The 25,876-nt window shown below is 66.8% G+C and carries 23 protein-coding genes and 1 pseudogene; 11 read left to right on the plus strand and 13 right to left on the minus strand.

The features are described from left to right. The first annotated feature begins 7 nt into the window (after nt 1-7). Genes AC5P9L_RS12650 through AC5P9L_RS12660 form a run of 3 tightly spaced genes read left to right on the plus strand, consistent with a single transcriptional unit; the run spans nt 8 to nt 3,053 of the window. On the plus strand, nt 8-1,063 hold the full coding sequence (locus AC5P9L_RS12650) for a quinone-dependent dihydroorotate dehydrogenase (protein ID WP_005409365.1): 1,056 nt from the start codon (nt 8-10) through the stop codon (nt 1,061-1,063). Between the two features lie 8 nt (nt 1,064-1,071). After that, the gene (gene murB / locus AC5P9L_RS12655) at nt 1,072-2,133 is read left to right on the plus strand and encodes a UDP-N-acetylmuramate dehydrogenase (protein WP_005409364.1); all 1,062 of its coding nucleotides are present in this window, start codon (nt 1,072-1,074) and stop codon (nt 2,131-2,133) included. A gap of 32 nt (nt 2,134-2,165) precedes the next feature. Beyond that, nucleotides 2,166-3,053 (plus strand): DMT family transporter, encoded by an 888-nt coding sequence (locus AC5P9L_RS12660; protein ID WP_032966688.1) that lies wholly within the window; start codon nt 2,166-2,168, stop codon nt 3,051-3,053. Nucleotides 3,054-3,206: 153 nt separating this feature from the next. On the opposite strand, the gene AC5P9L_RS12665 is transcribed toward AC5P9L_RS12660, so the two are convergent. The 3 genes and pseudogenes from AC5P9L_RS12665 to AC5P9L_RS12675 all read right to left on the minus strand — a co-directional run bounded on the left by AC5P9L_RS12665 (nt 3,207) and on the right by AC5P9L_RS12675 (nt 5,968). Continuing rightward, nucleotides 3,207-4,247 (minus strand): aminoglycoside phosphotransferase family protein, encoded by a 1,041-nt coding sequence (locus tag AC5P9L_RS12665; protein WP_171968863.1) that lies wholly within the window; start codon nt 4,245-4,247, stop codon nt 3,207-3,209. A 99-nt stretch (nt 4,248-4,346) separates the two neighbouring features. Continuing rightward, nucleotides 4,347-5,381, minus strand: a pseudogene (locus AC5P9L_RS12670) (DUF418 domain-containing protein). Then, entirely contained in the window at nt 5,378-5,968 is a 591-nt protein-coding gene (locus AC5P9L_RS12675) for a TetR/AcrR family transcriptional regulator (protein WP_024956902.1), read from the minus strand. Before AC5P9L_RS12675 ends, AC5P9L_RS12670 begins: the two are co-directional and overlap by 4 nt. A gap of 143 nt (nt 5,969-6,111) precedes the next feature. Between AC5P9L_RS12675 and AC5P9L_RS12680 the strand changes: the two genes are divergently transcribed. Next, entirely contained in the window at nt 6,112-6,537 is a 426-nt protein-coding gene (locus AC5P9L_RS12680) for a DoxX family protein (RefSeq protein WP_099497622.1), read from the plus strand. Here AC5P9L_RS12680 and AC5P9L_RS12685 read toward each other — a convergent pair. Together AC5P9L_RS12685 and AC5P9L_RS12690 are read right to left on the minus strand one after the other, a co-directional pair. After that, nucleotides 6,510-7,313 (minus strand): APH(3')-II family aminoglycoside O-phosphotransferase, encoded by an 804-nt coding sequence (locus tag AC5P9L_RS12685; protein WP_171968861.1) that lies wholly within the window; start codon nt 7,311-7,313, stop codon nt 6,510-6,512. The two genes, AC5P9L_RS12680 and AC5P9L_RS12685, sit on opposite strands and share 28 nt — an antisense overlap. Before the next feature lie 40 nt (nt 7,314-7,353). Next, nucleotides 7,354-7,857 (minus strand): DUF2938 domain-containing protein, encoded by a 504-nt coding sequence (locus AC5P9L_RS12690; RefSeq protein WP_012479998.1) that lies wholly within the window; start codon nt 7,855-7,857, stop codon nt 7,354-7,356. Nucleotides 7,858-7,912: 55 nt separating this feature from the next. On the opposite strand from AC5P9L_RS12690, the gene AC5P9L_RS12695 reads away from it, so the two are divergent. From AC5P9L_RS12695 to AC5P9L_RS12705, 3 genes are read left to right on the plus strand one after another with little or no spacing between them, the layout of a single operon-like run. Continuing rightward, the gene (locus AC5P9L_RS12695) at nt 7,913-8,578 is read left to right on the plus strand and encodes an ArsR/SmtB family transcription factor (protein ID WP_005409356.1); all 666 of its coding nucleotides are present in this window, start codon (nt 7,913-7,915) and stop codon (nt 8,576-8,578) included. Between the two features lie 14 nt (nt 8,579-8,592). Beyond that, the gene (locus tag AC5P9L_RS12700) at nt 8,593-9,321 is read left to right on the plus strand and encodes a GNAT family N-acetyltransferase (RefSeq protein ID WP_065184102.1); all 729 of its coding nucleotides are present in this window, start codon (nt 8,593-8,595) and stop codon (nt 9,319-9,321) included. 28 nt (nt 9,322-9,349) lie between these two features. After that, nucleotides 9,350-10,066, plus strand: coding sequence for an SDR family NAD(P)-dependent oxidoreductase (locus AC5P9L_RS12705; protein WP_495230632.1), 717 nt, complete (start codon nt 9,350-9,352; stop codon nt 10,064-10,066). Here AC5P9L_RS12705 and AC5P9L_RS12710 read toward each other — a convergent pair. Next, on the minus strand, nt 10,060-11,487 hold the full coding sequence (locus AC5P9L_RS12710; protein ID WP_323162949.1) for an MFS transporter: 1,428 nt from the start codon (nt 11,485-11,487) through the stop codon (nt 10,060-10,062). The genes AC5P9L_RS12705 and AC5P9L_RS12710 overlap by 7 nt on opposite strands. Nucleotides 11,488-11,691: 204 nt before the next feature. Between AC5P9L_RS12710 and AC5P9L_RS12715 the strand changes: the two genes are divergently transcribed. Both AC5P9L_RS12715 and AC5P9L_RS12720 read left to right on the plus strand, forming a co-directional pair. Next, entirely contained in the window at nt 11,692-12,594 is a 903-nt protein-coding gene (locus AC5P9L_RS12715; protein WP_227415230.1) for a LysR substrate-binding domain-containing protein, read from the plus strand. Nucleotides 12,595-12,657: 63 nt separating this feature from the next. Then, entirely contained in the window at nt 12,658-14,604 is a 1,947-nt protein-coding gene (locus AC5P9L_RS12720) for an EAL domain-containing protein (protein ID WP_005409351.1), read from the plus strand. Here the strand turns inward: AC5P9L_RS12720 and AC5P9L_RS12725 are convergent. Continuing rightward, entirely contained in the window at nt 14,601-15,212 is a 612-nt protein-coding gene (locus tag AC5P9L_RS12725; RefSeq protein ID WP_088436180.1) for a TetR/AcrR family transcriptional regulator, read from the minus strand. The two genes, AC5P9L_RS12720 and AC5P9L_RS12725, sit on opposite strands and share 4 nt — an antisense overlap. A 77-nt stretch (nt 15,213-15,289) precedes the next feature. On the opposite strand from AC5P9L_RS12725, the gene AC5P9L_RS12730 reads away from it, so the two are divergent. Next, on the plus strand, nt 15,290-15,787 hold the full coding sequence (locus AC5P9L_RS12730; RefSeq protein WP_262101666.1) for an MBL fold metallo-hydrolase: 498 nt from the start codon (nt 15,290-15,292) through the stop codon (nt 15,785-15,787). 27 nt (nt 15,788-15,814) lie between these two features. Here AC5P9L_RS12730 and AC5P9L_RS12735 read toward each other — a convergent pair whose 3' ends face one another. Beyond that, complete coding sequence (locus AC5P9L_RS12735; protein WP_012479990.1) at nt 15,815-16,312, minus strand: helix-turn-helix transcriptional regulator; 498 nt, start codon at nt 16,310-16,312, stop codon at nt 15,815-15,817. Between the two features lie 513 nt (nt 16,313-16,825). Between AC5P9L_RS12735 and AC5P9L_RS12740 the strand changes: the two genes are divergently transcribed. Next, nucleotides 16,826-19,945, plus strand: a complete 3,120-nt coding sequence (locus AC5P9L_RS12740) for a discoidin domain-containing protein (protein WP_262101665.1) — start codon at nt 16,826-16,828, stop codon at nt 19,943-19,945. Between the two features lie 75 nt (nt 19,946-20,020). Here AC5P9L_RS12740 and AC5P9L_RS12745 read toward each other — a convergent pair whose 3' ends face one another. The 5 genes from AC5P9L_RS12745 to AC5P9L_RS12765 are packed head-to-tail and all read right to left on the minus strand — an operon-like array spanning nt 20,021 to nt 25,873. After that, nucleotides 20,021-20,998, minus strand: coding sequence for an ABC transporter substrate-binding protein (locus AC5P9L_RS12745; protein ID WP_076738951.1), 978 nt, complete (start codon nt 20,996-20,998; stop codon nt 20,021-20,023). Between the two features lie 16 nt (nt 20,999-21,014). After that, on the minus strand, nt 21,015-22,760 hold the full coding sequence (locus AC5P9L_RS12750; protein ID WP_099485177.1) for an amino acid ABC transporter permease/ATP-binding protein: 1,746 nt from the start codon (nt 22,758-22,760) through the stop codon (nt 21,015-21,017). Next, nucleotides 22,757-23,308: a GNAT family N-acetyltransferase gene (locus AC5P9L_RS12755; RefSeq protein ID WP_060380885.1), complete on the minus strand. Its 552-nt coding sequence runs from the start codon at nt 23,306-23,308 to the stop codon at nt 22,757-22,759. The genes AC5P9L_RS12750 and AC5P9L_RS12755 overlap by 4 nt, the downstream gene beginning before the upstream one ends. Beyond that, complete coding sequence (locus tag AC5P9L_RS12760; RefSeq protein WP_227415232.1) at nt 23,305-24,525, minus strand: M20 aminoacylase family protein; 1,221 nt, start codon at nt 24,523-24,525, stop codon at nt 23,305-23,307. Before AC5P9L_RS12760 ends, AC5P9L_RS12755 begins: the two co-directional genes overlap by 4 nt. 4 nt (nt 24,526-24,529) lie before the next feature. After that, the gene (locus tag AC5P9L_RS12765; RefSeq protein ID WP_227415233.1) at nt 24,530-25,873 is read right to left on the minus strand and encodes an LLM class flavin-dependent oxidoreductase; all 1,344 of its coding nucleotides are present in this window, start codon (nt 25,871-25,873) and stop codon (nt 24,530-24,532) included. Nucleotides 25,874-25,876 lie beyond the last annotated feature (3 nt).

Below are 25,876 nucleotides of genomic sequence, written 5' to 3' on the forward strand. Positions count from 1 at the left end.
CCGACGCATGTATTCGCTTGCCCGCCCCTTCCTGTTCTCGCTCGACGCCGAGCGCGCCCACGGCCTCGGCCTGTCCGCACTGGACCTGGCCTACCGCACCGGCACCACGCCGCTGCTGGCCGCACGCATCGCGCCGATGCCCAGCACGGTGTTCGGGCTGACCTTCCCCAATCCGGTCGGCCTGGCCGCCGGCCTGGACAAGAATGGCGAGCACATCGATGCGCTGTTCGCGCTCGGCTTCGGCTTCGTCGAGATCGGCACCATCACCCCGCGCCCGCAGGCCGGCAACCCGCAGCCGCGCCTGTTCCGCCTGCCGGAACACAACGCGATCATCAACCGCATGGGCTTCAACAATGCGGGCGTGGACGCGCTGGTGCGCAATGTCGAGCGCGCGCGCAACCGCCGCGGCCTGCTCGGCATCAACATCGGCAAGAACAAGGACACCCCGAACGAACAGGCGGTGGACGATTACATCGCCTGCCTGGACAAGGTGTATCCGCTGGCGGACTACATCACCGTCAACATCTCCTCGCCCAACACCGCCGGCCTGCGTGAATTGCAGGAAGAGACCGCGCTGCGCCAGCTGGTCAGCCAGTTGCGTGACCGCCAGGAAGACCTCGCGGCGCGCCACGGCCGCCGCGTGCCGATGCTGGTCAAGGTGGCACCGGACCTGAGTGACCGCGACATCGATGCCGCCGCGCGCGTGCTGGGCGAACTGCAGGTGGACGGCGTGATCGCCACCAACACCACCATCGACCACAGCAAGGTGGCCGGCGATCCGCTGGCCAACGAGGCCGGCGGCCTGTCCGGTGCGCCGGTGCTGGAGCAGTCCACCCTGGTGCTGCGCCGTCTGCGCTCGCGCCTGCCCGAATCGGTACCGCTGGTGGGTGTCGGAGGCATCCTGTCCGGTGCCGATGCGGTGGCCAAGATGGCCGCGGGCGCGGCGCTGGTGCAGTGCTACAGCGGCTTGATCTTCCGTGGCCCGGCGTTGGTCTCCGAATGCGTGGAGGCGATCCGTCGCCGCCGCGAAGCGCCGAGCCGCGGCGCGGTGGCCCCACTGTGAGCGCGCCCATGGATACCGTCGACGGCAACGCCCCGCTGCGCTGGACGCTCACCCGCAATGCGCCACTGCAGGCGCTGAACACCTTCCACGTGCAGGCCAGCGCCGCGCAGCTGCTGGAACTGCACGATGCCGCACTGCTGCCGGAAGTGCTGGCATTGCCCGAAGTGGCCAGCGGTCCCCTGTTGGTACTGGGTGCCGGCAGCAACGTACTGATCGCCGAAGACCTGCCGGGCACCGTGCTGGTGTTCGGCAACCGTGACATCAGTTTCCTGGAACACCGCGCTGACCACGCAGTGATCCGCGCCGGGGCCGGCGTCCCCTGGCATGGCCTGGTGATGTGGTCGCTGCAGGAAGGCTTGTCCGGGCTGGAGAACCTGGCCCTGATTCCCGGCACCGCCGGTGCCGCGCCGATCCAGAACATCGGCGCCTACGGTGCGCAGGTCGGCGAGTTCATCCAGGCGGTCGAGGCCTGGGACTGCCAGGAACAAACCTGGGTACGGCTGGACAACGAGCAGTGTCGCTTCACCTACCGCGACAGCGTGTTCAAGCAGCAGATGGACCGCTACCTGATCACCGCCATCGAACTGAAGTTGCCGCTGCTGCACGACCTGCGCATGGACTATGCCGGCATCCGCGAGGAACTGCAGGCACAGGGCGTGGAGCTGCCGAGCGCAGTGGACGTGGCCAACGCGGTGATCGCGATCCGCCGCCGCAAGCTCCCCGACCCGGATGTGCTGGGCAACGCCGGCAGTTTCTTCAAGAACCCGGTGCTGCCGCTGGAACAGGTCGACGTCCTGCTGCAGCACTTCCCCGACCTGCCCGTGTTCCCGGCCGAGCAGGACGACAAGCGCAAGGTCTCGGCGGCATGGATGATCGAGTCCTGCGGCTGGAAGGGCTTCCGCGAAGGCGATGCCGGCGTGGCCCCCAGCCACGCGCTGGTACTGGTCAACCATGGCAATGCCAGCGGTGCTGAACTGCTGGCGCTGGCGCGACGCATCTCCGCTTCGGTGCTGGAGAAGTTCGGCGTGCCGATCGAACCGGAGCCCCGCCTGCTCGGCGCACAGTGGTGAACACCCCCGCCCTCTCCCCCAGCGCCACCCCGATGCGGGCGGCGCTGCTGATGCTCGGCAGCACGATGGCATTCGGCCTGATGGCCGTCGCCATCCGCTACGCCACCCGGTACGTACCAACCCAGGAAGTGGCGTTCTTTCGCAATGCCTTTGGCCTGCTCGCGTTGCTGCCGATGCTGCTGCGCCCCGGCCATGCACCACTGAAAACGCAGCAGCTGCCGCGTTATTTCGTGCGCAGTGCAATTGGCTTGGGTTCGATGCTGTGCGCGTTCTGGGCACTGGGCCATCTGCCACTGGCGCAGGCGGTTTCCCTCTCGTACTCCACGCCGTTGTTCGTCACCATCGCCGCCGTGCTGTGGCTGGGCGAGACCGTGCGTATACGCCGCTGGGCCGCGGTGGTGGTTGGATTCATCGGTGTGCTGGTGATCGTGCGCCCCGGTACCGCCGGCTTCACCGCCGGCAGCCTGGTAGCGGTGGCAGCCGCCGTGCTCAGCTCATTGGTGGCGATCCAGATCAAGCAGCTGACCCGTGTCGACAGCGCTGACACCGTGGTGCTCTACACCTACGTGTTCTGGGTGCCGCTGTCGCTGGTCCCGGCACTGTTCGTCTGGGTCTGGCCCTCCGGCATGGCGTGGCTGTGGCTGCTGGCCACCGGCGTGCTGGGCACCGTCGGTCAGCTGCTGTGGACGCGGGCGTTGCGCCTCGGTGAAGTCTCGGCGCTGACCCCGATCAGCTTCCTGCAGCTGCCGCTGGTAACGCTGCTCGGCTGGCTGCTGTTCAACGAAAGCGTGGATCGCTGGACGCTCATCGGTGCCGGCATCATCCTCGCCGCCAACGCCTACATCGCCCACCGCGAAGCCGTGTTGTCGCGCCGCGCCGCAAGCGCGGCGGCCTCGGCAGCGGCCAAGCCCGCCGAATGAAAACCATCTGCATGGACAAGCCATGGGGCCTGCACAGGCAAGCCACGGGTCGTGCATGGACAGGCCATGGGTAGAGTCGACTGTTAGTCGACTGCTTTTCGTTCGGAGCGGGCAGAAACCGCGCTGCGCGCGATAGTCGACCAACAGTCGACTCTACTCGGGGCGATGCTGGCAACGGCCTGGAACCTGATCCAGCGCGCGATATACCCGCTCCGCCGCATCGAACACATTGCCCGGTGCGAACTGCTCCCCCAGGTAGTGCAGCGACTGCCGGCGCAACTGCGGCGATCGGTCCTCTCCGTCACTGCCCAGCAGCACCTGCTGGAACTCGATCAGGTCCTGCAGAATGCGCCAGTGCCGGTACCCGGCGATCCAGCGCGGGTCACCGCGATCGCTGCCGTAGCCCTCCTCGAACCCCAGTGGATTCTCGCGACCCCAGCGCCCGCCAACAGCGGCACCGATGAACATCAGGTCACGCTCGCGTGGGGCCAGCGACAGACCATCCCAATCGATCAGGTGCAGGCCCCCGTCATTGCCCATCAGCAGGTTGCCGGCATGCAGATCGGTGTGGCACAGATGCAGGTCTACCGGCGCGTCCTGCAACGCCGCGAGCAGCTCCCGTGCCTGCGCATGCAGCGCCGCGATGCGCGCATGCTGCTGATCCCATACCGAAACGAATGCGCGACCCAGCCCGTCCTTCGCGGCCGCCAGGCCCTCGCCGGCCAACCATTGCCCGACGGTCTCCAGCGCCGCGGTTTCCAGCCGTACGATCGGCAGTGCCTGCTGCAGTTCCGCCGGCAACTGCGCGCCATGCAGCCGCCGCAGCACCTCCCCCAGCCGTTTCCACTGCGTGCGGCTCAACGCCGCCTCGAACCCGGACTGGCCTTCCACATACGGGAACAGGGTGAACTGCAATCCCCAGCGCTGCACAGACGCACCACCGGTCAACGCCGGCCACGGCGCGACGATCTCATCGATACCCAGCGTGCCGCGCATCCAATGCAGGCTGTCCCACACCGCTGGGGCGACCTGGTAGGTACGGCATTTCAACCACCACTGCCCGTGCCGCGCATCGACGCGATACACGCTGGCATTGGCGTCGGCGCCCACCGGGCGCGGCACCACGGCGGTGGGAGTGATGCCATAGGATTGTTGCAGGACTTCGCCGAGATGCTGCGCCGAAGCGAATGACATGGATGCAAGCGGAAAGTGTTACCTGCCACCACTATCGCAGATGCGTTCGCCGCGGCACAGACATGTCCGTCACAACATCGCTTCAGCACCACCAGGGAACTAGCCTGCGATGCGCCGCATCACCGTCTCCAGCGGGCCGCGTGCGAACTGCCACGACCATAGCCAGGCCGCGCCCGTCGCCAGCATCAGGAACAGCAGCGCCCACAGCAGCACCGATGCGAGCGACGCGCTGCCATCGAGCAGGCCCAGGCTTTCCAGCGTGCCCATGCCCAGCAGGATGTGGCCCACATACAGGGTCAGGGTCATGCGTCCGGCCGCGGTGAACGGCTCCAACCAGTCACCCGGTCGCACACGCGCCAGCCACAGGCAGGCGGCGATGACACTGCAGGCCGCACCCGCACCCGTAAGCACATAAGCCGGTCCCGGCGGCATCGGCTGCGTTCCCAGCCACACCTGCCAGGGCGTTCCCTGCGCAAGCTGCTGCACGCCATGTCCAGCCCCGATCAGCAGCAGCCCCAGCACCAGCAATGCATGCTGTACCCGCGGCTGCGACAACTGAAGCCGTGCCAGCAGCATCCCCAGCAGGAAGAAGCACAGTCACGGCATCAACGGGTGGAAGCCATTGAACAGCAGGTTGCGGGCTGCGCCCGGCCATTGCCACAGGCCGGCATATTCCAGCGTCTGCCAGTTCCATCCCTGGCTGTAATCCCAATGCAGCAACGCCCAGAACGAACAGGCCGCCAGGCCCACGATGCTGGCCAGCAGCACGCGCGGCGAGGCACGCAGCCACACCACGGCCAGCGCGAAATACACCGCGTAGTAGTGCAGGATATCGGCCGGGAACAGGGTCAGGTTGAGCAGGCCCAGCACCAGCAGGAACAGCGCGCGCCGCCAGGTCTGCACACTGGCCGGCCACCATTGCTGCCGCTGCGTAGCCAGCACCAGGCCAAGACCGGCCAGGGTGACGAAGGTCGCCGACGCCTTGCCTTCCAGCAGATGGAAGAATCCTGCCAACCAACCCTCACCCTCTGCCGGCACGGCCATCGCCAGGCGGAAGTTGACCAGCACCATGCCGGCCAAGGCGAGGTAGCGCGCCAGATCAAGGCCGTGCAATCGCCGGTCAACGGCACTCATGCGCGCGCCCCGAGCAGCAGCGCGAGCAGGCCAAGATCCAGCGATGCCTCATCGCCGCCACCGGCCTCGCCCAGCCCCCGACGCAGTGCATCGCTTTCAATGGCATCCAGCAGCACCTGCGCCTGCAATGCGGGGGCCAACACGGGACGCCGGCGTTCGCGCTGTGCCACCTGCTGCAGCGCTTCGGCCAGGACCGCCTGCAACTGCCTGCGATTGGCCGCAAATGCCTCGGCTACGGCCGGATTGCGTGCGCTCTCGGCCAGCACTTCGACGGCGAGCGTCGCCCATTCCGGCTGCCGGCACAGTGCGTGGAAGTCCCGAAGGAAAGCCAGCACCTGTGCGCGCTCGCCTTCGGACGCGGCCAGTCGCTGCAGCAACGGTGCCAGTTCTTCGCTCTCAGCCACCGCCACGGCAAGGATGATCGCCTCCTTGCCCGGGAAGTGGTTGTAGAGATTGCCCAGGCTGACACCGGCCGCCTGCGCGATGTCACGCATGCTGGTCTGGTGGAATCCCTTCGCGAGGAAGCACTGCAGGGCGGCCTGCAGGATCTGCGCGATGCGTTGCTCGTTGCGGTCGGCTCGCTTCATGGCGCAAATAGTGAACGAACGTTCGTCCAATTAGAAGGCAACAACCCGACCACCATTGGGCTTCGTTCAGCCAGCCTTGACCTCAACCGCGGTTGAGGCCCGATGCTGCCCGGCCCGCCCCACGCTCAACCCGGAGTTCCTGCATGCCACGGATGATCGCCACCCTGCTCGACAGCCGCGTGCTGTGGTTCCTCGCCCGGCTGCTGCTGGCCGTGGTGTTCCTGTCCTCGGGCCTGGCCAAGCTGCTGGCGTGGGACAACAGCGTGGCCGAAATGCAGGCCGCCGGGCTGCAACCGCCTGTGCTGTTCAACCTCGCCAGCGCCGTGGTGCTGCTGGGTGGCTCACTGTGCCTGCTGCTTGATCGCCTGCTCTGGCTGGGCAGCGGCGCGCTGGCAGTGTTCATGCTGCTGACCATCGTCGTCGTGCATACCTTCTGGACCAAGCACGGCGCGGAACAGCAGCTGGCCCTGTTCTTCGCGCTGGAACACTTGAGCGTGGTGGGTGGCCTGATCTGCGCGGCCATCGCCAGCCACGCGCGGGCTCAGAAGAACTCGTCGAGCAAGCGGTAGAACGCAAGCCGGCGCTCGTCGGCCACCGCGCCGTAGCGCTGGAACAACGGCGCCACCCAACGCGTGTCGCCGAAGTTGTGGACCAGGCTGCGCGCGGCCAGCGCCAGGTCCTGGTAGCGGTCGGCAACACCCAGTCGCCCACAGTCGATGAAACCGCTGAAACGCCCCTCGACCACCATCAGGTTCGGCAGGCAGGCATCGCCATGGCTGACCACCAGATCTTCATGATCGGGCCGGGTGCTGCACAGTTCAGCGAAGACCTGCTGCGGACTCTGGCCCAAGCGTTCGTCATCGAAATCATCGGCATCCACCAAGCCCGCTTCGACGCGGGCCTGCGCGGCCTGCAGGCGCGAGGCCAGTCGCTGGTCGAACGGGCAGGCTGCCAGCGGCAACGCATGCAGCCCGCGCAGCGCGTCGGCCAGCAGTTCCACCAACTGCTGCGGCGCGAGTTCCGGCGACGAAGCCAGGTCGCGGCCGGGCAGCGCGCTCATCAGCAACCAGCGCCGGCCCGCTTCTTCGGCGGTGGCAATTACCGTTGGTGCCGGTTGTCCCTGTTCCTGCAGCCAGCGCAGGCGCGCGATCTCATCACCGAGCTCACTGAAGGCGTCGATCACTTCCGACTTCACGAAGGCATCGGCCTGCCCCGGCCGTTGCACACGGGCTACATCCGCGCGCGACACGCCGATCGACTGCCGCTCGACGCGCGCATCGGCCAACGCTTCCTGCCATGCCCACGGTAGCGGCATGCCATCAGTGAAGGGATTGGGTGCTTCCATGCCGGGGGTTCCTGTTGCCGGTGACCCCGCCGATTCTCGCTCATGCTGCACGAACCGCAGCCAACAGCAGCGCGGAAAGGTACATGCCCACGCCGAACACGCTGTGCGCCACCAGGCTGCGCAGGCGTGCCTTGCCCGGCGCCGGGGTCTTCGAGGCGGCAATGCCGGCACCCATGCCCGGCTGCAGGATGAAGAACGGCGCGGCAACACTGAGAATGCCGAAGGCCAGCGCCGGCCACAGGGTGGGTGCCTGCCCCCAATCGCTCCCGACCACGACCAGCAACAACGTGGCGAACACCACACCGATCACGTAATGCGCGGTCCAGCCCAGCGCGCGCTCGCCACCGACCGCTGCCGAGCGGCCGATGCCATCGTGGCGGAAGCGCCCGCGTGGCAGGTGCCCCAGCCAACGCCCGACCATCGCAAAATCCAACGAGGGAATGCCGAACAGCCGCCGCTGCACCACCGCCCACAGGTCCATTACTGCGGTCGCTCCCACGCCGACTACCACCGCATCCATCACGAATGTTGCCTGGCCAGACATATCGCAAACCTTCAATTATTTGCTTGAATGATAGAGCGATGCTAGCGTGCCGCGCATGAACGCTGCAACAGAGCCACCACCCTCACCGCTTGAGGCCTTGGCCGAGATCGCCCGCACGCTCGGCCATGCCCATCGCCTGGCCCTGCTGGAGCACATCGCCCAGGGCGAGCGCGCCGTGGAACGCCTGGCCGAACTGACCGGCCTGTCTGTGGCCAATACCTCCCAGCATCTGCAGCAGCTGCGCCGTGCCGGCCTGGTACAGACCCGCCGTGACGGCAAGCGCATCCTCTATCGCAGCGGTGATGGCCCGCTGGGCAACCTGCTGGCCGCACTGCGCGACTATGCCGACCACCAGCGCAGCGAAATGCACGGCGTGATCCACGACAGCCTGCAGCGCCGCGATGCGCTGGAAGGACTGACCGTGGAGCAGCTGCTGGAACAACGCAGCAGCGTGGTGCTGCTGGATGTGCGGCCGCGCGAGGAATTCGATCTGGGCCACCTGCCCGGCGCGCTGAACATTCCCGTTACGGAACTGCGTGCACGGATGGACGAACTGCCGCGTGCCGTCCACATTGTCGCGTACTGCCGCGGCCCCTACTGCGTGCTGTCCAACGATGCGGTGGCGATGCTGCGCGAGGCCGGACTGACCGCGCAGCGGCTCGCCGCCGGTTACCCCGAATGGAAGGCCGCCGGCCTGCAGGTGGACCTGCCCCGGCACTGAGCGAGACACCGGTCATGGATGATGTGTTTGCCCCGTTGATCGATGCGACCTGGCGCGGCGTGTTCTCCGGGCAGCGCACGCTGCGGGACGATCCACAGCTGCAGTTGGCGTGCAGCGATGATTTCGACGAGGGCGAGGACGGCATGCTGCTGCAGCCGGTCGTGGGCCCCGCTCGCGCACTGTTGCGCCCTGCCCTGGCGGCTCGCCTGCACCTGCACGCGCAACTGCACTGGACGCTGGCACAGCTGCAACAGCGCCTGCAGCAGCTCGGCCAGCGCACGCATGGTGCGGATCGTGTCTTCTACTTCCCTGCCGCAGAACTTGCGGCCCTGGCCGCGCGCCCTGCACCACCACTTATCCGCCGTCTCGACCCGGCCGACGCAGCCGCGTTCGAGGTGTTCCAGGCCAACGCCAGCGAAGAGGATCTCGATGCCGCCTGGGTCGAGCTGGACCACTGGCAGGTGTTCGGCGCCTTCGATGGCGAGCGGCTGGTTGCCGCGGGAAGCATGTACCCGTGGAGCCTGGATCCAGCCCTGGCCGACATGGGCGTGCTGACCCTGCCCGAGGCCCGCGGTCGCGGGCACGCACGCCAGCTGGTACACGCCATGGCCGTGTCCGCGCAGGCGGCCGGGCTGCAGCCTCAGTACCGTTGCCAGCTCGACAACACTGCCTCGATCATTACCGCCGAGCGCAGCGGCCTGCGCGCGTTCGCCGACTGGGACACCATTCTGGCTGCCGACTGAGGCCGCCGCAGTACAACAAGGAAGCAACATGAAATTGATGGTCATCGGCGCCAGCACGGGCCTGGGTCGGGCGTTCGTGGAAGGCCTGTGCAGTGCGGGCGACACCGTCATCGGCGTTTCGCGCAGCCGTCCGCGCGACCTTGAATGCCCCGAGGGTGTCACCCTGCAGTGGATCGAGGCCGATCTGTCCCAACCCACCCTGGCTGCCAATCACATCGCAGCGCAGGCACCGGCCGATCTGGATGTGCTGATCCACAACCTGGGCATCTGGGAAGAGACCGCCTTCAGCGACGAGTACGCCTTCCTCGACGAGAGCGATGCCGCGCTCACCCGGCTGGTCGACGTCAACATCACCGCGACCCTGGTGCTGCTGCAGCGCCTGCTGCCGCGGGTGCTGGGCGCGCCACGCCCGCAGCTGGTGCTGACCGGGTCGACCTCGGCACTGCCGCGCAGCGGCCGCCCGGAAGTGGCGTTCGGTGCATCCAAGTTCGCACTCAACGGCATCGCCGATGCACTGCGCGAGGGTTTCCGCGATCGCCGCCTGGCGGTGACCAGCCTGCAGCTGGGCTACCTCAACACCGACGATGCGCTGTCGGTGCCGGTGGCAGAGGCCGCAGCGCGCGGCGACGGCGAGCTGGTGCCGGTGCACGACGTCGTTGTGATGGTGCGCGCGCTGCTGCAGTTGTCACCGTCCGGCTTCGTGCGCGAACTGGTGCTGCCGGCCATCGCCGACCCGCGCTACTGACTGCCCCTGCTCAGGCCAGGCTCGACCTCTTCGCGCAACAGGTACCCAAGCACGATGGCGGTCAGCACGGTCGCCATCGCCAGGACAAACAGCTGGCCACGGACGGCCTCCACGTATGCCTGGGCAAGCGCCGTTCTCGAAAGGCCGGGCAATGCCTCCACCGCTCCGCCAAGGTCGCCCATGGACAGCCTGTGCACGGCGGCACGGGCCACGACGCCGGCCTCCAGCATCATGTTCCCGCCAATCCGGGCCGAGAGCATGATGCCGACAAGCGCGAGGGCAATGGAATCGCCTGCCAGTCGCATCGCATTGAAGATGCCAGCGGCCATGCCGGCCTGCTCCTTGCCGACCACGCTGACCGCCAGGCCATCCATGATCCCCCAGGGAAGGCCGATGCCGATTCCGATGACCAGCATCGGCATCCAGCGCACCGACGGGAACTGGAACACCTGCGCCAGCCATGCCAGCCCAAGCGCACCGATCAGCAGGCCCGCACAGCACAGCGTCCGCGCCGGAATCCAGCGCAGCAGGTAGCCGGCAACCAGGGGAACAACCAGCAAGGGTGCAGACAGTGCTGCCATCGCCAGTCCAGCCTCGGTGGGTCGCAGTCCTTCAACACCGATGAAGCCCGCCGGCAGCACGACCAGAAGGACGACGTAGGAGAACGCAGGGGCAGCGGCCAGAATCTGCACGCCAACAAAACGCCGGTTGCGGAACAGCCCGAGATCCAGCAGCGGTGTTCGATGGGAGCGCTCAACGGCAATGAACACGCCCAGCAGCACCACCGAGAGCGCCAGCAGTACCAGCGTCTGCGGATGCAGCAGGCCACGTTCCGGCAGCACGATCATGGCGTAGGTGAGTGAGCCCAGCGCCAGCATGAAGGTGATGGCCCCCAGCCAATCCAGGCGTGGCGAACCGGCGTTTCTCGATTCGGCGGATGACAGGGCGACCAGCGGTACGGTCAGGGCCGCCAGCAACGCAGGCAGGAAGAACACCCATTCCCAGCCCAGCGCATCGATCAACCCGCCCGCCAGCAGCGGACCGCCTGCGGCCCCTGCACCAAAAGTGGTGCCGATCAGGCTGAACACCCTTGCCCGCGCCTGGCCGTCGAACACCTGCGCCAGCGACGCCATCGCGCCGGCAAACGCTGCCGACGCCGCCATCCCCTGAAGCAGTCTCAGGACATTGATCCACGCCACATCGGGCATCAAGGGAATCAGGCCGGTGACGAGTGCAAACAACGCGCCGCCCAGAATCCAGATCCGGCGCCTGCCATGCAGATCGGCCAGTCCACCGGCCACCAGCGTGGTGCAGCCGTAGGTCAACAGATAGGCGTTGATGATCCAGGACAACGCCGCAGGGGAACCGCCCAGCGCGTCCCGGATGGCAGGAATGCCCACGGCAGGGCTGGCAATGCTCAAGGGAATGGTGAGCGCCGTCAGACAGCCTGCCAGCACCACGCCAAAGCGTGATGATCCGGCCGTCTTAGCAGAGGCAACAGACATGTCGATGAAACTCGAGCGTGGCCAAGCGCCACCGCATTGATGCTATCGACGACGCTATTGCGTAAGAATCCGTCATTCGCTCCATGCTTTAATGACACAAACGTCATCAATGGCCACGTCATGGACAGCTTTGCCGGTCTCAGCCTCTTCGTTCTGGTCGCCGAGGCACGCAGCTTCGCGGCCGCAGCACGACAGCGTGGCATCACCCCTTCGGCCGCAAGCAAGACCATCGCCCGGCTGGAAGAGCGCCTGGGCGCCCGCCTGCTGAATCGCAATACCCGCAGCGTCAGCCTGACTGCCGAAGGCGAGCAGTTCCTTGAACGCTGCCGCCGCATCATGATCGAGGTCGCTGCGGCAGAACGCGAACTGACCGATGCCCAGGCCGCGCCCAGCGGTCGCCTGAAGGTCAGTCTTCCACTCGCCAGCGGTCTGATGCTGCCGGTGCTTTCGGCGTTTGCGCAGCGCTTCCCCGCCATCGAACTCGACCTGCACTTCAGCGACCGCCTGGTCGATGTCATCGAGGAAGGCTTCGATGCCGTCGTCCGCACAGGCGGCCCCGCCGACTCCCGGCTGCACGGCCGCAACCTCGGCAGTACCCGCCTGCTGTGCGTGGGCGCCCCTGCGTACTTCGCCCAGCGTGGCACGCCGCAGCACCCGGAAGAGCTGAGCGGCCACGCATGCCTTCTCCATCGCTTTCCCGGCACCGGCCTGATCGAACGCTGGCCACTGCCCGCACGTGAGGGAGGCGCTGAAACCCGGCTGACTGCCGCAATGACCGCCAATCATCTTGAGACGATCCTGCACATGGCCATCGATGGCCATGGCATTGCGTGCCTGCCCGACTTCGCCACGCGTGATGCGCTGGACCGCGGTTCGCTCGTCAGCGTTCTGGACCCATGGAGCACTGAGCGAAGCACCTTCTGGGCCCTCTGGCCAAGCCATCGCCATCAGCAGCCGCGTGTACGCGCGTTCGTGGATTTCATGGCCGAACACCTCCTGCCCGAACGCAGCCAGCGCAATTGAACCTGCGCGCTGCTGCGACTACGCTGCTCGTCACCGGCCGTCGGTCACAGGCGGGAACCTGCTATGGATGCGCTTTCACGGGTCTCGGCCCAGGTCCTGGACAGCGCCCTGCCCAGCCTGCCGCTGTACCTGCTGCAGGCCACGGCGGTGATCGGCATGATCGGCGTGCTGCTGATCGCCACCCGCCGCGCCGGCCACGCCATTGAAGGCCGCCGCCTGTACGTGGGCGTGGCGCTGGGCCTGATCTACCTGTTCAATTCCTGGTTCGTGGCCCGCTACAGCCAGGGCGTGGTCAAGCTCCACCTGGGTTTCGACATCCTGCTGGTCAGCGGCCTGCTCGGCGGCTGGCGCGGTGGCCTGGCCTGCCTGGGCGCCAGCCTGCTGGCCCGCTACCAGTTCGCCGGCACCCAGTATTTCCTGCCTGCCGGCCTCGAGGCCACGCTGCAGATGCTGGCCGGCGTCTGGCTGCGCAGGCGCCTGCACCCACGCATGCTCAATGAACTCTCGCTGCGCCTGATCCTGCAGGCCTGGGGCGTTCGTATCGTCGTCACTGCGTTGGGCCTGGCACTGGGGGTAGCAATCATCGGCGCCCATCAGCTGCCCGTGGAGGAGTTGGCAATCCAGCGCCTGCTGGCACTGCCACTCTCACTGCTGATGCTCGGCGCGGTGTTCGCACTGGTCTACAACGATGCGCAGATCGATGCACAACGCCAGCGCGAACAGGCCTGGCTGCGCATCGATCCGATCAGTGGCCTGCCCAACATGCGTGCGCTCGGCGAACGCCTGCAGCATTACTGGCGCGACAACGACGGCATCGGCAAGGCCTGCCTGATCGTGGCCGAGATGGGCAACCTGCGCGATCTGCGCCTGCGCTATGGTCCGCTGCAGGACAACGGTATCTGGCAGCGCGACAGCACCGAAGAAGTACATCGGCTGCTGCCCTCGCTGCCGGCCACGCAACTGGAGATCTACCAGTTCGGCGATGCCGCGCTGGCGATCCTGGTGCGCGACCTGGCCTTGTCCGAACTGCGCACGCAACCGCAGATCACCGAGCTGGCCAGCAACCTGGCCGAGCAGGTCGGCCGCGATTGGCCCGGTTTCCGGCCGCTGTTCCGCTGTGCAGTAGTCGAATTGAAGCCCCCCGTAGATGCCGACGAAGGACATCTTCCGTTCCGTGCGATCACCGTTGCACTGAGTGCGATCGAATCCGGCGTCGTGTTCTTCGACGACCCGATCCAGCGCGACAGCGAGATCGACGCCCTGATCGAAGTCGCTCTCGAACGTTGGCTGCAGCAGGGCGACGCACCGCTGTGCTACCAGCCCAAGCATCGCCTGCAGGATCGCAAACTGGTCGGCGCCGAAGCACTGCTGCGCATGCGCGACGGCGAGGGCCGGCTGATCGCGCCGATGCGGGTGATCTCCCTGCTGCGCCGGCAGGGGCGATTGGCTGAACTGGAATGGGCCACGCTGCAGTCGGCCATCCACTTCCTGCAGCAGTGCCGACGCGATGGCACGCAACTGAAGATCGCAGTGAACGTTTCGGCCGAGTCACTGCGCCTGCCCGACTTCGGCCTGCGCCTGCAGGAACTGCTGCAGCTGCACGATGTGCCTGGCGTGATGTTGCGCCTGGAGATCGTCGAATGGACCGAGATCGTCGAGCGCGACGTGGTAGATGCCAACATCGCACAGCTGCTGGCGGCGGAGGTCACCCTGTCGCTGGATGATTTCGGCGCTGGCTATTCAACCCTGATCCTGCTCTCGCAGCTGGCCATCGCCGAGGTCAAGATCGAACAGGCGCTGATCGCCACACTGTCCGACGCCAAGTCGCAGTCGATCGTGCGCTTCATCGTCGAGGTTGCGCACCGCTGCGGCGCGATCGTGGTGGCCGAAGGTACCGAAACCCTGGCGCAGGAGCAGAAGCTGCGGGCCCTGGGCGTGGATGTCGGCCAAGGCTATCTGTACTCGGCGGCGCTGCCGGCCGACGAGTTCCGCCGCTTCGCCGCCAGCTAGACCGCGTAGAAACCCAGGAACATCGCCACCGCCGATTCGGCCACGCGTGCACGCTCCTCTGCGTTCAACGGCGCCTGCCCCATCGTAACTTGGGGCCAGAACGCAAAGCTCTTCACCAGCCCGTGCAGCTGGTGGCCGGCGAACTCCGGATCAACCTCACGCAACCGGCCATCAGCGATGGCCGCGCGGATCCACGCACTCTCGCCGCTTTCCTTTTCACCCATGCGGCAGACGATGGCCTGCGCACGCTCCGGTGAGTGGATGATCTCGGCCATCGCCACCCGCGCCAGGTCGATGAAGTTGGCATCACTGAGCAATTCCAGCTTCTGCCCCAGCAACTGCAGCAACTGCGCCTGCAGCGGCTGGTCGGCGCGGTACGGCAATGTGTCGCTGGCAACGCTTCGCTCCCACAGCTCCTCCAGGATCATCGAGAACAGCGCTTCCTTGCTCGGGAAGTGGTTGTAGACGGTGCGCTTGGAGACCCCGGCCGCCTCGGCAATGCGGTCCATGCTGGTCGCCTCGTAGCCCGAGGCACGGAACTCCTCCACCGCCGCGCGCACGATGGCTTCGCGTTTGCGGTCTGTCAGGCGTTGCGGGACACGGGGCATGGCGGGAACCGGATAACTGAACGGATGCCTCCATTTTACACTTGGTAGTGTACTTTTGGAAAACCCGAAACTACACTGTGCAGTGTACTCAGCGGACGTCACCCATGAAGCGCCTGCGCCTGACCGCCACCCCGGGCCAGCATTTCTCCGGCCGCGGACTGGGCGACAGTGATCGCAGCCTGTGGGCGTCATGGGTGATCCAGGACGGCGACTTCCGCATCTTCTTCAGCGGCGACACCGGCTACTTCGATGGCTTCAAGGCCATCGGCGAGAAGTACGGACCGTTCGACCTGACCATGATCGAGACCGGCGCCTACGATCCGCGCTGGGCGTTCGTGCACATGCAACCGGAACAGACCCTGCAGGCGCACCTGGACCTGCGCGGAAAGTGGCTGCTGCCGATCCACAACGGCACCTTCGATCTGGCCCTGCACGCATGGCAGCAGCCGTTCGAGCGCATCACTGCATTGGCCGCCGCAAAGAATGTGCCGGTGGCCACGCCGATGATGGGCGAAGCACTGGACATGCAGGCGCCGCAGGCGGGTACGCGATGGTGGGAGACGGTGGAGCTGTAATGCGATGGGCTCCGATTCTGGCCGCTGCTACGTCTTCGGGTGAAGCCTGCGCCCTTCCCGGGCCAGATTGATCTGCAGCGCAGCGGCGGCGAGCTCGGTCATTTCCGTCGTGACTTTCCCGCTGCCGCGCGCTCGCAGCCAACCGAGAATGTCGACCAGATGCCAGATCGAGGTCGAGCCGTCATGCACGGGGGACGGAAACGACTGCGGGTTGGCCAGCATGAGCTTCCGCATGTTCTGGCGCGACATTCCGAGCAGGTCTGCGACGTCAGTGAGCCCCACCAGATCGGGGCTCACTTCAACCAGTTCGGCACCGGGCACGGCCCGCTGCACATCGTCCAGCGCCGAACGCAGGGCAGCCCCTGCGCTGTCTGCTTCGCGGCAGAACGCCAGGGCCAGCCGTCCCGGCAGCCCAAGGCCCACAAGCGCGTCGTCACAGCCGCCTTCGGCCAGGCGCTGCTCGAGGACGCCGATTTCATTGCCTGTGTCCGGCAAGCGGTACTTCAGGGTGAAGTTGAATTCCATGATTGACCCCTTCGCTTCTGACGAAGCCTGATCTCATTGCTCACGACTGCAGTTCTCGACCACACGCCGCAAGGCCCTTGCATGATGGCTGCCGCTTCGCGGCGTGCTCCAGACGCTCACGATGCAGAACTCCCCGCATCGGCAATCGGTGTCGTTGTAAGGGCAATACATCCGGCCCCACGCATGGCCGCACGCCATACGGAGCCTCCACCCACGGTCCTCCGCGAACTGCAACGCCGCTTCGATGTCCTTGTCTGGATGACGCGCTCGAGACATTCCTTGTTCTCCATAGTCTGCACACGGCTCACGTAAGTTGTCAAATGACAACCAAACTAAAAGACTTGCGATGTGACCCTAGCCAATCCGCGCTACACGTCCAGAGCCACATCCGTCAGCCCTCCCGTGATGGCGGGGCCAGCGTCCAGCGGCGCTGCAGTGCGTCATGTAACCGATTACATCCCTTGCTAGCGTAGCGCTCGCCCGATTCCGGTCGAACCTGCGAGGCTGTCCGTAATGACGTTGCGCGCCGAACGCTCCAAGGTCTCCACCCCGCTTTTCCCGTTGCGCCTTGCCGCGGCCCTGCTGTTGGCCGCCCTGGTCTCCAGCGCACAGGCACAGACCCTCACCCCGCGCAGCCAATGGCAGGCCAGCAGTTCATCGCAACAGGTACCGGCGATGGCGATCGGCCACCTGATCGACGGCGACCCGAAGACCGTGACCGGCGGCGCCTTCAGCCCCGGCCACTGGTTCCAGATCGACCTGGGCGCGCCCACCCTGCTGTCCGGCGCGCGCCTCACCTGGGATGTCTCCAATCCGGAAGGCTATTCGCTACAGACCTCACTGGATGGCACGCAGTGGCAGACCGCGTACACGATGGCCGATTCACTGGGCGATGTGGAAACGCTGTACTTCGCGCCGCGGCAGGCGCGCTATCTGCGGCTGGCCAGTCCGCAGCGCACTTCCGACTGGGGCGTGTCGATCTTCGAGATGGAGCCGCTGGACAGCGCGCTCAGCGCACGCATCAGCGGTATCGATGCAACGCAGGCAGCAGCGCTCTGGCAAGGCGGCGGCACCGTTGCGGTTCCGGCCGGAAAAGGAGGCGCTCACGCGTTCGAGATCACCCTGCCCCGCGCGCAATCCACGGCTGGCCTTGTAGTGGAATGGGCGGAAGGCGCGCGCGGCGCTGCCCGACTGCAGGCGCAGGACGCGCAAGGCCGCTGGCAGGACCTCGCACATGATGCGCAGGCTGCCAGCCGCAGGCAGAGTTGGCTGGCGGCTGACACGGCGCAGCCGCTGCGTGCATTCCGGCTGAGCGTAGACGGCGCCGCACCGCAGGTCGCGCGACTGCGCCTGCTCGGCCCCAAAGCGGTGATGACGCCGATGAAGCGCTATCAGATCGCCGCCAGCGGCGCGCAGCGCGCGTTGTTCCCGGCCTCGCTGCAGATGCAGCAAACCTATTGGACCGCCGTCGGCGTGCACGAGGGGCGACAGAAATCGATCTTCGACGAATACGGCAACCTGGAAGCCTTCAAGGGCGCGCCGCTGGTGCAGCCACTCTGGCGTAGCGCTGACGGGCGTGCCGCAGGTGCCACCGGGCAGAACGTGCAGCATGCATTGCGTGATGGCTGGAAGCCGATGCCCTCCGCCACCTGGTCACCGCAGCCCGGCCTGGAGCTGCGCAGCGAAGTGTTCGCCATCGAACGCGACGGGCAACCGGTCACCTTCCTCCGCCATCGCTTGCACAACACCGGCAAGACCCGCATCGACGGCACGCTCAGCCTGGTCGTGCGCCCGATGCAGATGAATCCACCGTGGCAGAACGGCGGGCTGTCACCCATCCGCGATGTGGCGATCGATGGACAGGCCGTGCGCATCAATGGACGCACGCTGCTGCAGTCGCTCACGCCGGTGACTGCATCCGGCGCGGCGCCATTTGGCAGGGATGGCGCAACGGAAGTCACCGCGATCCTCGCTGCCGGCCAGCTGCCCTCCACGCAACAGGCGCGTGATGACCAGGGTCTTGCCGCCGCCGCGCTCAACTACCGTGTATCACTGGCACCGGGCGCCAGCGATGCCATCGTGGTCGCGTTCCCGCTGGGTACTGCCGCCGCCGATAGCAAGGGCGCACTGCCGGAGGCGCCTGCGCTCGATCTGGCCACGCTGCCCCGCGATGCCAATACGGCGTTCGATTCCCTGGCCACGCAGGCCTCCGCGGACTGGCAGGCACGGCTGGGCCAGGTCGGGCTGCGCCTGCCCGATCCTTCGCTGGTCGACATGCTGCGCGCGCAGGCCGCCTACATGCTGATCAACCAGACCGGCCCGGCCATGCAGCCCGGGCCCCGCAACTACAACCGCTCTTTCATCCGCGACGGCATGGCCACCTCGGCGGTGCTGCTGCGCATGGGCGAAGCACGCGTCGCGCGCGACTACCTGGCCTGGTACAGCGAACACGGCGTGCATGCCAACGGCCTGGTCTCGCCGATCCTCAACGACGATGGCAGTGTCAACACCGGTTTTGGTTCGGACATCGAGTACGACAGCCAGGGCCAGTACGTGACGCTGGTGGCCGATGTCGCGCGCCTCGATGGCGGGCCCGAGTCGGTACGTGCCTATCTGCCGAAAGTGAAAGCGGCGCTGCGCTTCCTGCAGGAACTGCGCGAGCGCACGCTGGTGCCCGGCTACAAGGCCGACCAACCGGCGCCGGAGCGATTCGCGGGCATCCTTGCGCCGTCGATCAGCCATGAGGGCTATCCGTCGCCCACCCACAGCTACTGGGATGACTACTGGGGACTGAAGGGCTGGCACGACGGCGCGTGGCTGGCCGAGTCGCTGGGCGACCATGAAACCGCCCGTTGGGCGCGCGAACAGTACACGCTGCTCTACGACGCGCTGCACGCCTCTATCCGGGCGACGATGGCGTGGAAGGGCATCGACTTCATTCCCTCCTCGGCCGACCTGGGCGATGGCGATCCAACCGGCGTATCGATCGCACTGGACCCCACCGGTGCGCAGAGCGTGCTGCCCGCCGAGGCACTGCGGACCACCTTCGCGCGTTATCTGGAGGATGTGCGCAAGCGCAGCCAGCCCGATGCGCTGTACGCCTATACGCCGTATGAGATCCGCAACGTGCTGAGCTATGTGCACCTGGGCCAACCGCAGGTTGCCGATGAGCTGCTGCAGGGACTGCTGCATGATCGGCGCCCGCTTGAGTGGCAGGTACTGGCCGAGGTCGTGCACTCGCGGCTGCGTTTCCCCCGCTACCTGGGCGACATGCCGCATACCTGGATTGGTGCCGAGTACGGCCGCACGCTGTTCGGCATGCTGATGCGCGAAGACGATGATGCGTTGTCATTGCTGCCGGGCACGCCGCCGTCGTGGGTGGCGGGCGATGGGTTGGCGGTGGAGCGGCTGCCGACCGCGTATGGCACGTTGCAGATGCAGGCGCGGCAGCGCGACGGCACGCTGACGGTCACGCTGGGCAAGGGGTTGCGCAGCGGGACGGCATTGAAGGTCTGGTGGCCGGCGCGCACCATGCCGAAGACGGTGCGTGTGGATGGGCATAGCGTTTCCGACTTCGATGCCGAGGGTGTGCGGCTGGCGAAACCGTTCAGAACGCTGGAGGCGCGCTGGTAGAGGCGAGCTTGCTCGACTGCATGTCGCCGATCACCATGCGCCAGTCTACAGGGGCCCGCCGGGCCACGCCCGGTGTCATTGCAGCGTCGGCAATCCCGGCGGGTTGGTCTGCGACTGCGGCACAGCTTCCTCGGCCACGTTCCATCGCTTCAGCGCCTGCGCATAGGTACCACTGGCAATCTGCGTGTTCAGCGCCTGCGTCACCGCATCAGCCAGGCCGCTGCCCTTGCGGGTGGTCACCGAGATCGCCGCAGCGTTCGGCCAGCCGCCGGGGAACAGGCCCACGCGCCGCACCTTGCCGTCGCGTGCCGAGTACGCGCCGGTGGCATTGGGCTCGAACGAGACATCGGCCCGCCCGGTGATCACCGCCAACCGGCCGACCACCGCGTCATCGAAGTACTGGTACTCCACCGGCTTCAAGCCGGCAGCAATGTTCTGCTGGTCCCACTGCCGCAGGATCTGGTCCTGGTTGGTGCTGGCACCGACCACCACCTTCAGCCCGGCAACGTCGGCCGGCTTTTCGATCTTCTGGATCGGCCCATCAGTGCGCGTGTAGATGCCCAGCAGGTCGTAACGGTAGCTGGAGAAATCGAACTTCTTCTTTCGCTCCTCGGTGACCGTCACGTTCGACAGCACCGCATCGTACTTGCCCGATTCCAGCCCCAGCGGCCAGTCGGCCCACGCCACCGGCACGATCACCAGCTTCCGGCCCAGCGCATCGGCGATCAGGCGCGCAATGTCGGGCTCGATGCCGACCACGTCCTTGCTGTCGGCACCATAGTCGGCCAGCGGCAGCTGCCCCGGATGGGTCGCCACGGTGAACGCCCCCGGCGTGACGAAGCGGTAGCCAGCCGGAATCAAGGCCTGCGCCTTCGCGTCGAGCGTGCCCTTCAGGATGGCGGTGTTCGCGCCGGCCAGGCTGGTCGCGGCCACGGCGCCGGCATCCGGGGCCTGGCGCACGCGCGAGTAGACGATGCCGGCGATGCCGATGACCAGCACCCCTGCGATCAACAAGGTGCTGCGCGAGGGGCGACGCGGTGCTGCAGGGCTCATGGTGTTCCTTCCGGGGTTACAGGGTCTTGGCCAGGAAATCGGCGGTGCGTTGCTGGCGCGGGCGCTCGAACAGGGCCTCGGGCGTGCCCTGCTCGATCACCCGGCCCTGGTCCATCATCACCACGTGGTCGGCCACGCGGCGGGCGAAGCTCAGCTCATGGGTGACGATCACCAGCGTGGTACCCGAACGGGCCAGTTCTTCGATCACGCTCAGCACTTCAGCCACCAGCTCCGGGTCCAGCGCCGAGGTCGGTTCGTCGAACAGCAGCACCTTCGGCTGCAGCGCCAGCGCGCGGGCAATCGCGATGCGCTGCTGCTGGCCACCGGACAACTGGCGCGGGAAGGCATCGGCCTTGTCGGCCAGGCCGACCCGCTCCAGCAGCGTGCGCGCCTGCTGCTCGGCCTGCGCGCGCGGCACACCGCGCACCGCGATTGGCGCCTCGATGATGTTCTCCAATGCGGTCAGGTGCGGGAACAGGTTGAAGCCCTGGAACACCATGCCCACTTCGGCACGACGGCGACGGATCTCGCGCTCGGGCAGTTCGTACAGGGTGTCGCCATCGCGGCGGTAGCCGATCAGCTGGCCGCCCACGGTCACATAGCCGCTGTCGGCACGCTCCAAGTGGTTGATCAGCCGCAGCAGCGTGGATTTGCCGGCGCCGGACGGGCCGATCAGAACCGTCACGCTTCCAGCGCGCAGCTCCAGGTTCACGTCTTCCAGCACCGGCTGCTCGCCGAACACCTTGCCCACACCATGCAGCGACACCGCAGCGCCCTCGCCCGCTTCAACCTGGGTGGCGATGCGCGGGCGGTTGGCCACGCGCTGCGCGGCATCGCTCTGCACACGCGGGGGCGATGACACTCGCGACACCGAACGCTCGCGCTGCAGTTGGCCGCGCGCGAAGCGCTGTTCCACGCGCCGCTGCAGCAGCGACAACACGGTCAGGATCACCAGGTACCAGACCGTGGCCACCATCAGCAGCGGCACCACTTCCAGGTTGCGGCGGTAGATCACCTGCACGGTGTAGAACAGCTCAGGCAGCGCCAGCACGTAGACCACCGAGGTGCTCTTGGCCAGGCCGATCACATCGTTGAACGCGGCCGGCAGGATCGAACGCATTGCCTGCGGCAGGATGATGCGGCGCACCTGGCGACCGCGCGGCAGGCCGAGTGCGGCCGCGGCCTCGTACTGGCCGTGGTCGACCGAGAGGATGCCACCGCGGATCACCTCGGCCGAGAACGCGGCCTGGTTCAGGGTCAGGCCCAGCACCGCGGCGGTGAACACACCGATCAGCTGCGTGGTCGGGTACGAGAACAGGCTGATGCCGGTGAACGGCACGCCCAGCTCGATGGTGCTGTACAGGTAGCCCAGGTTGTTCAGCAGCAGCAACAGCACCAGCAGCGGGATCGAGCGGAACAACCACACGTAGCCCCACGACACCGCCGACAGCAGCGGCGAACCAGAGACGCGGGCCAGCGCAAGCAAGGTGCCCAGTGCGAAACCGAGACCGGTACCGAGCGCGGTCAGCAGCAGCGTGCGGCCCAGGCCCTCGAGCACCGGGCGTGCGAAGAACCACTCAGCGAAGGTGCCCCAGCCCCAGCGCGGATTACCCAGTACGGACTGCAGCCCGATCAGGATCAGCGCCAGTGCCAGTACTGTGCCGAACACCTGCAGCGGATGCCGGGCCGGCACGATCTTCAACGCGGGCGCTGGCGCGGGCCGGGTTGCAATGCCATCCAGCGCGGTCGAAGGCGTGCTCACGCGTGGGCTCCTTGCAGCTGGGTCTGCGCAGGCACGATGACGGGCGTCGCTGCCCGCAGGTGCTTTTCGAACGGCAGGTGCGCAATGGTTTCGGGATCCGCATCCAGATCGAACAGCGCGGTGTAACCATGGCTGAGGTACAGGCCAACCGCTTCAGGCTGGCGGAAGCCGGTGGTCAGGAACACGCGCCGATAGCCCTGGCGCGCCGCCTGCTCTTCCAGTTCCTGCAGCACGCGCCGGGCGATGCCCTGCCGGCGCAGCCCGGGCAGCGTCCAGATACGCTTGAACTCGGCGGTGTCGGGATCACGGTGCGGCATGAAGGCACCGCCGGAGATTGCCACACCGTCGCGCAGCAACAGTACGAAGGCCCCTACCGGCGCGGCAAATGCCTGCGCCGGGTAGCGCTGCAGTTCCTCGCGAGCGCTGCCGCCGATGCGTCGGCGCACATCGGCGTAGCGACTGTCGTATTCCTGCTCCAGGCCATCGAACAGAGGCCGTGCCAGCGGATCATCCACCGAGGTGTAGAAGAAGCGTTCGTTGCTGCTCATGCCACGTCCTTCACCAGATAGTCTTCGGCCAGCCGTGCCCACAGGCTGGCGGCGGGTGCGATTGCGGCGTCGTTGAACACGTAGCGCGGGCTGTGCAGCGGCGCGCTGTCGCCGTTGCCGACGAACACGAAACTGCCCGGCCGCGCCTGCAGCAGGAAGGCGAAATCCTCGCTGGCGGTGCGCGGCGCGAATTCGGGCACTACGTTTTCACTGCCGAAGCCCTGCAGCGCCACCTCGCGGATGTAGGCAGTCTGCTGCGGGTGGTTGATCACGCTGGGGAAACCGCGCGGGAACTCGATCTCGGCGCGCGCACCGAACGCGGCAGCGGTCTGCTCGGCAATCCCGGTGACCCGGCGCCGCAGGGTGTCGCGTACCTCCGGCAGGTAGGCGCGCACGGTCAGTTTCAGCTCGACCACGTCCGGAATCACATTGGCGGCCTGGCCGCCGTGGATCGAGCCGACGGTGACCACGCCCATCTGCCGCGGATCGACATTGCGCGACACCACGCTCTGCAGCGCAGTGATGATGTGCGCGGCGACCAGGATCGGATCCACGCTGCCCTGCGGCTCGGCACCGTGGCCACCCTTTCCGATCACCTTCAGCCGTGCCCAGTCCACCGACGCCATCGCCGGGCCATCGACAAAGCCGAAGTGGCCCACCGGCACGCCCGGCCAGTTGTGCAGGCCATAGATCGCGTCCACCGGGAAGCGCTCGAACAGGCCGTCGGCAATCATCTTCGACGCGCCCGAACCGGTCTCCTCGGCCGACTGGAACACCAGCTGCAGGGTGCCGTCGATATTGCCGTGATGGGCCAGGTAATGCGCGGCGGACAGCAGGATGGCGGTGTGCCCATCGTGGCCACAGGCATGCATCAGCCCTTCGTTCTGGCTGGCGTAGGCCAGCCCCGAGTCCTCGTGGATCGGCAGTGCATCGATGTCGGCGCGCAAGCCGAGGCGACGGCTGCCCTGCCCGCGCTGCAGCGTACCGACCACGCCGGTGCCACCGAGGCCGGTGGTCACCTCATAGCCCCACTGCTGCAGCAACTCGGCCACACGGGCGCTGGTGCGGTGCTCATCGAAGGCCAGCTCCGGATGCCGGTGCAGGTCATGGCGGATCGCGATGGCCGCCTCGGCGCGTGCCGCGATTTCGGGCAGCACGCCGATGGACGCGGGGTCTCGCCGGGCATGGCCGGGCGCTACCGAATTCTCTCCGCTCATCGCCCTACCCCGCCTTCCGCGCCGGTTCGGCATCGGCCGCATACCGGCTGGCCTTGTACGGCAGTCCCAGATGCTCACGCAGGGTCTGCCCCTGCAGCTCACGCTGGTGGTAGCCGCGGGCCTGCAGGATCGGCAGCACCTGGGTCACGAAATCATCCAGGCCTTCGCGCTGTGCGGCAAAGCCGAGAATGAAGCCGTCGCTGGCACCGGCGTCGAACCAACGGATCAGCTCATCGGCCACGTGCTCCGGCGTGCCGATGAAGTTTGGTCGCGGGCTCACCGCTTCAAGCGCCACCTGGCGCAGGCTCAGCCCCTTCTCACGCGCATCCTGCTTGATGCGGTCGGTGGTGGAACGGAATGAGTTACTGCCGATGTCACCCAGCTCCGGGAAAGGTGCATCCGGATCGTACTGGCTGAAATCGTGGTGATCGAAGAAGCGCCCCAGGTACGCCAGTGCATCCTCCAGCGTAGCCAGTGCGGCGATCGCCTGATACTTGGCTTCGGCCTCCTCGCCCGTGCGGCCGACGATGGGACCGATACCCGGGAAGATCTTCACGTCATTGCCGCTGCGGCCGTGCGCGATCGCCGAGTTCTTCACTTTTTGGGTGAACGCGCGGGTTTCTTCCAGCGATGGCGAATGGGTGAACACCGCATCGGCGTACTTGCCGGCCAGCGCAATGCCGTCATCGGACGAACCGGCCTGGAAGATCACGGGCTGGCCCTGTGGCGAGCGCTGGATGTTGAGCGGGCCTTCCACCTGGAAGAAGCGGCCTTTGTGGTCGAGCCGGCGGAACTTCTCCGGCGCAAAGAACGTGCCGCTGTCGCGCTCGCGCACGAAGGCATCGTCATCCCACGAATCCCACAGCCCCTGCACCACCTCCAGGTACTCGTCGGCGATCTGGTAGCGCAGCGCATGCTCCGGGTGCGGCCGGCCATAGTTGCGACCCGAACCTTCCAACGGTGAGGTCACCACGTTCCAGCCAGCACGGCCGCCGCTGAGCAGATCCAGCGAGGCGAACTGGCGGGCCACCGTGAACGGGTCGCTGTAGGAGGTGGACAGCGTACCGGCCAGGCCGATCTTCTTCGTCGCCGTGGCCAGTGCCGACAGCAGCGAGATCGGCTCGAAGCGGTTGAGGAAGTGCGGAATCGACTTTTCGTTGATGTACAGGCCGTCGGCCACGAAGCCGAACGCGATGCCGTTGTCCTCGGCGGTCCGCGCAATGTCGATGTAGAACTGCAGGTTGACGCTGGCATCGGCCGGGTTGGACGGATGCTTCCAGGCATGCATATGGCTGCCGGGGCCCTGCAACATGATGCCGAACGGAATGTGGCGCGGAGTGGTGCTCATGGA

Source organism: Stenotrophomonas sp. YJH_SMC_64, assembly GCF_059371375.1.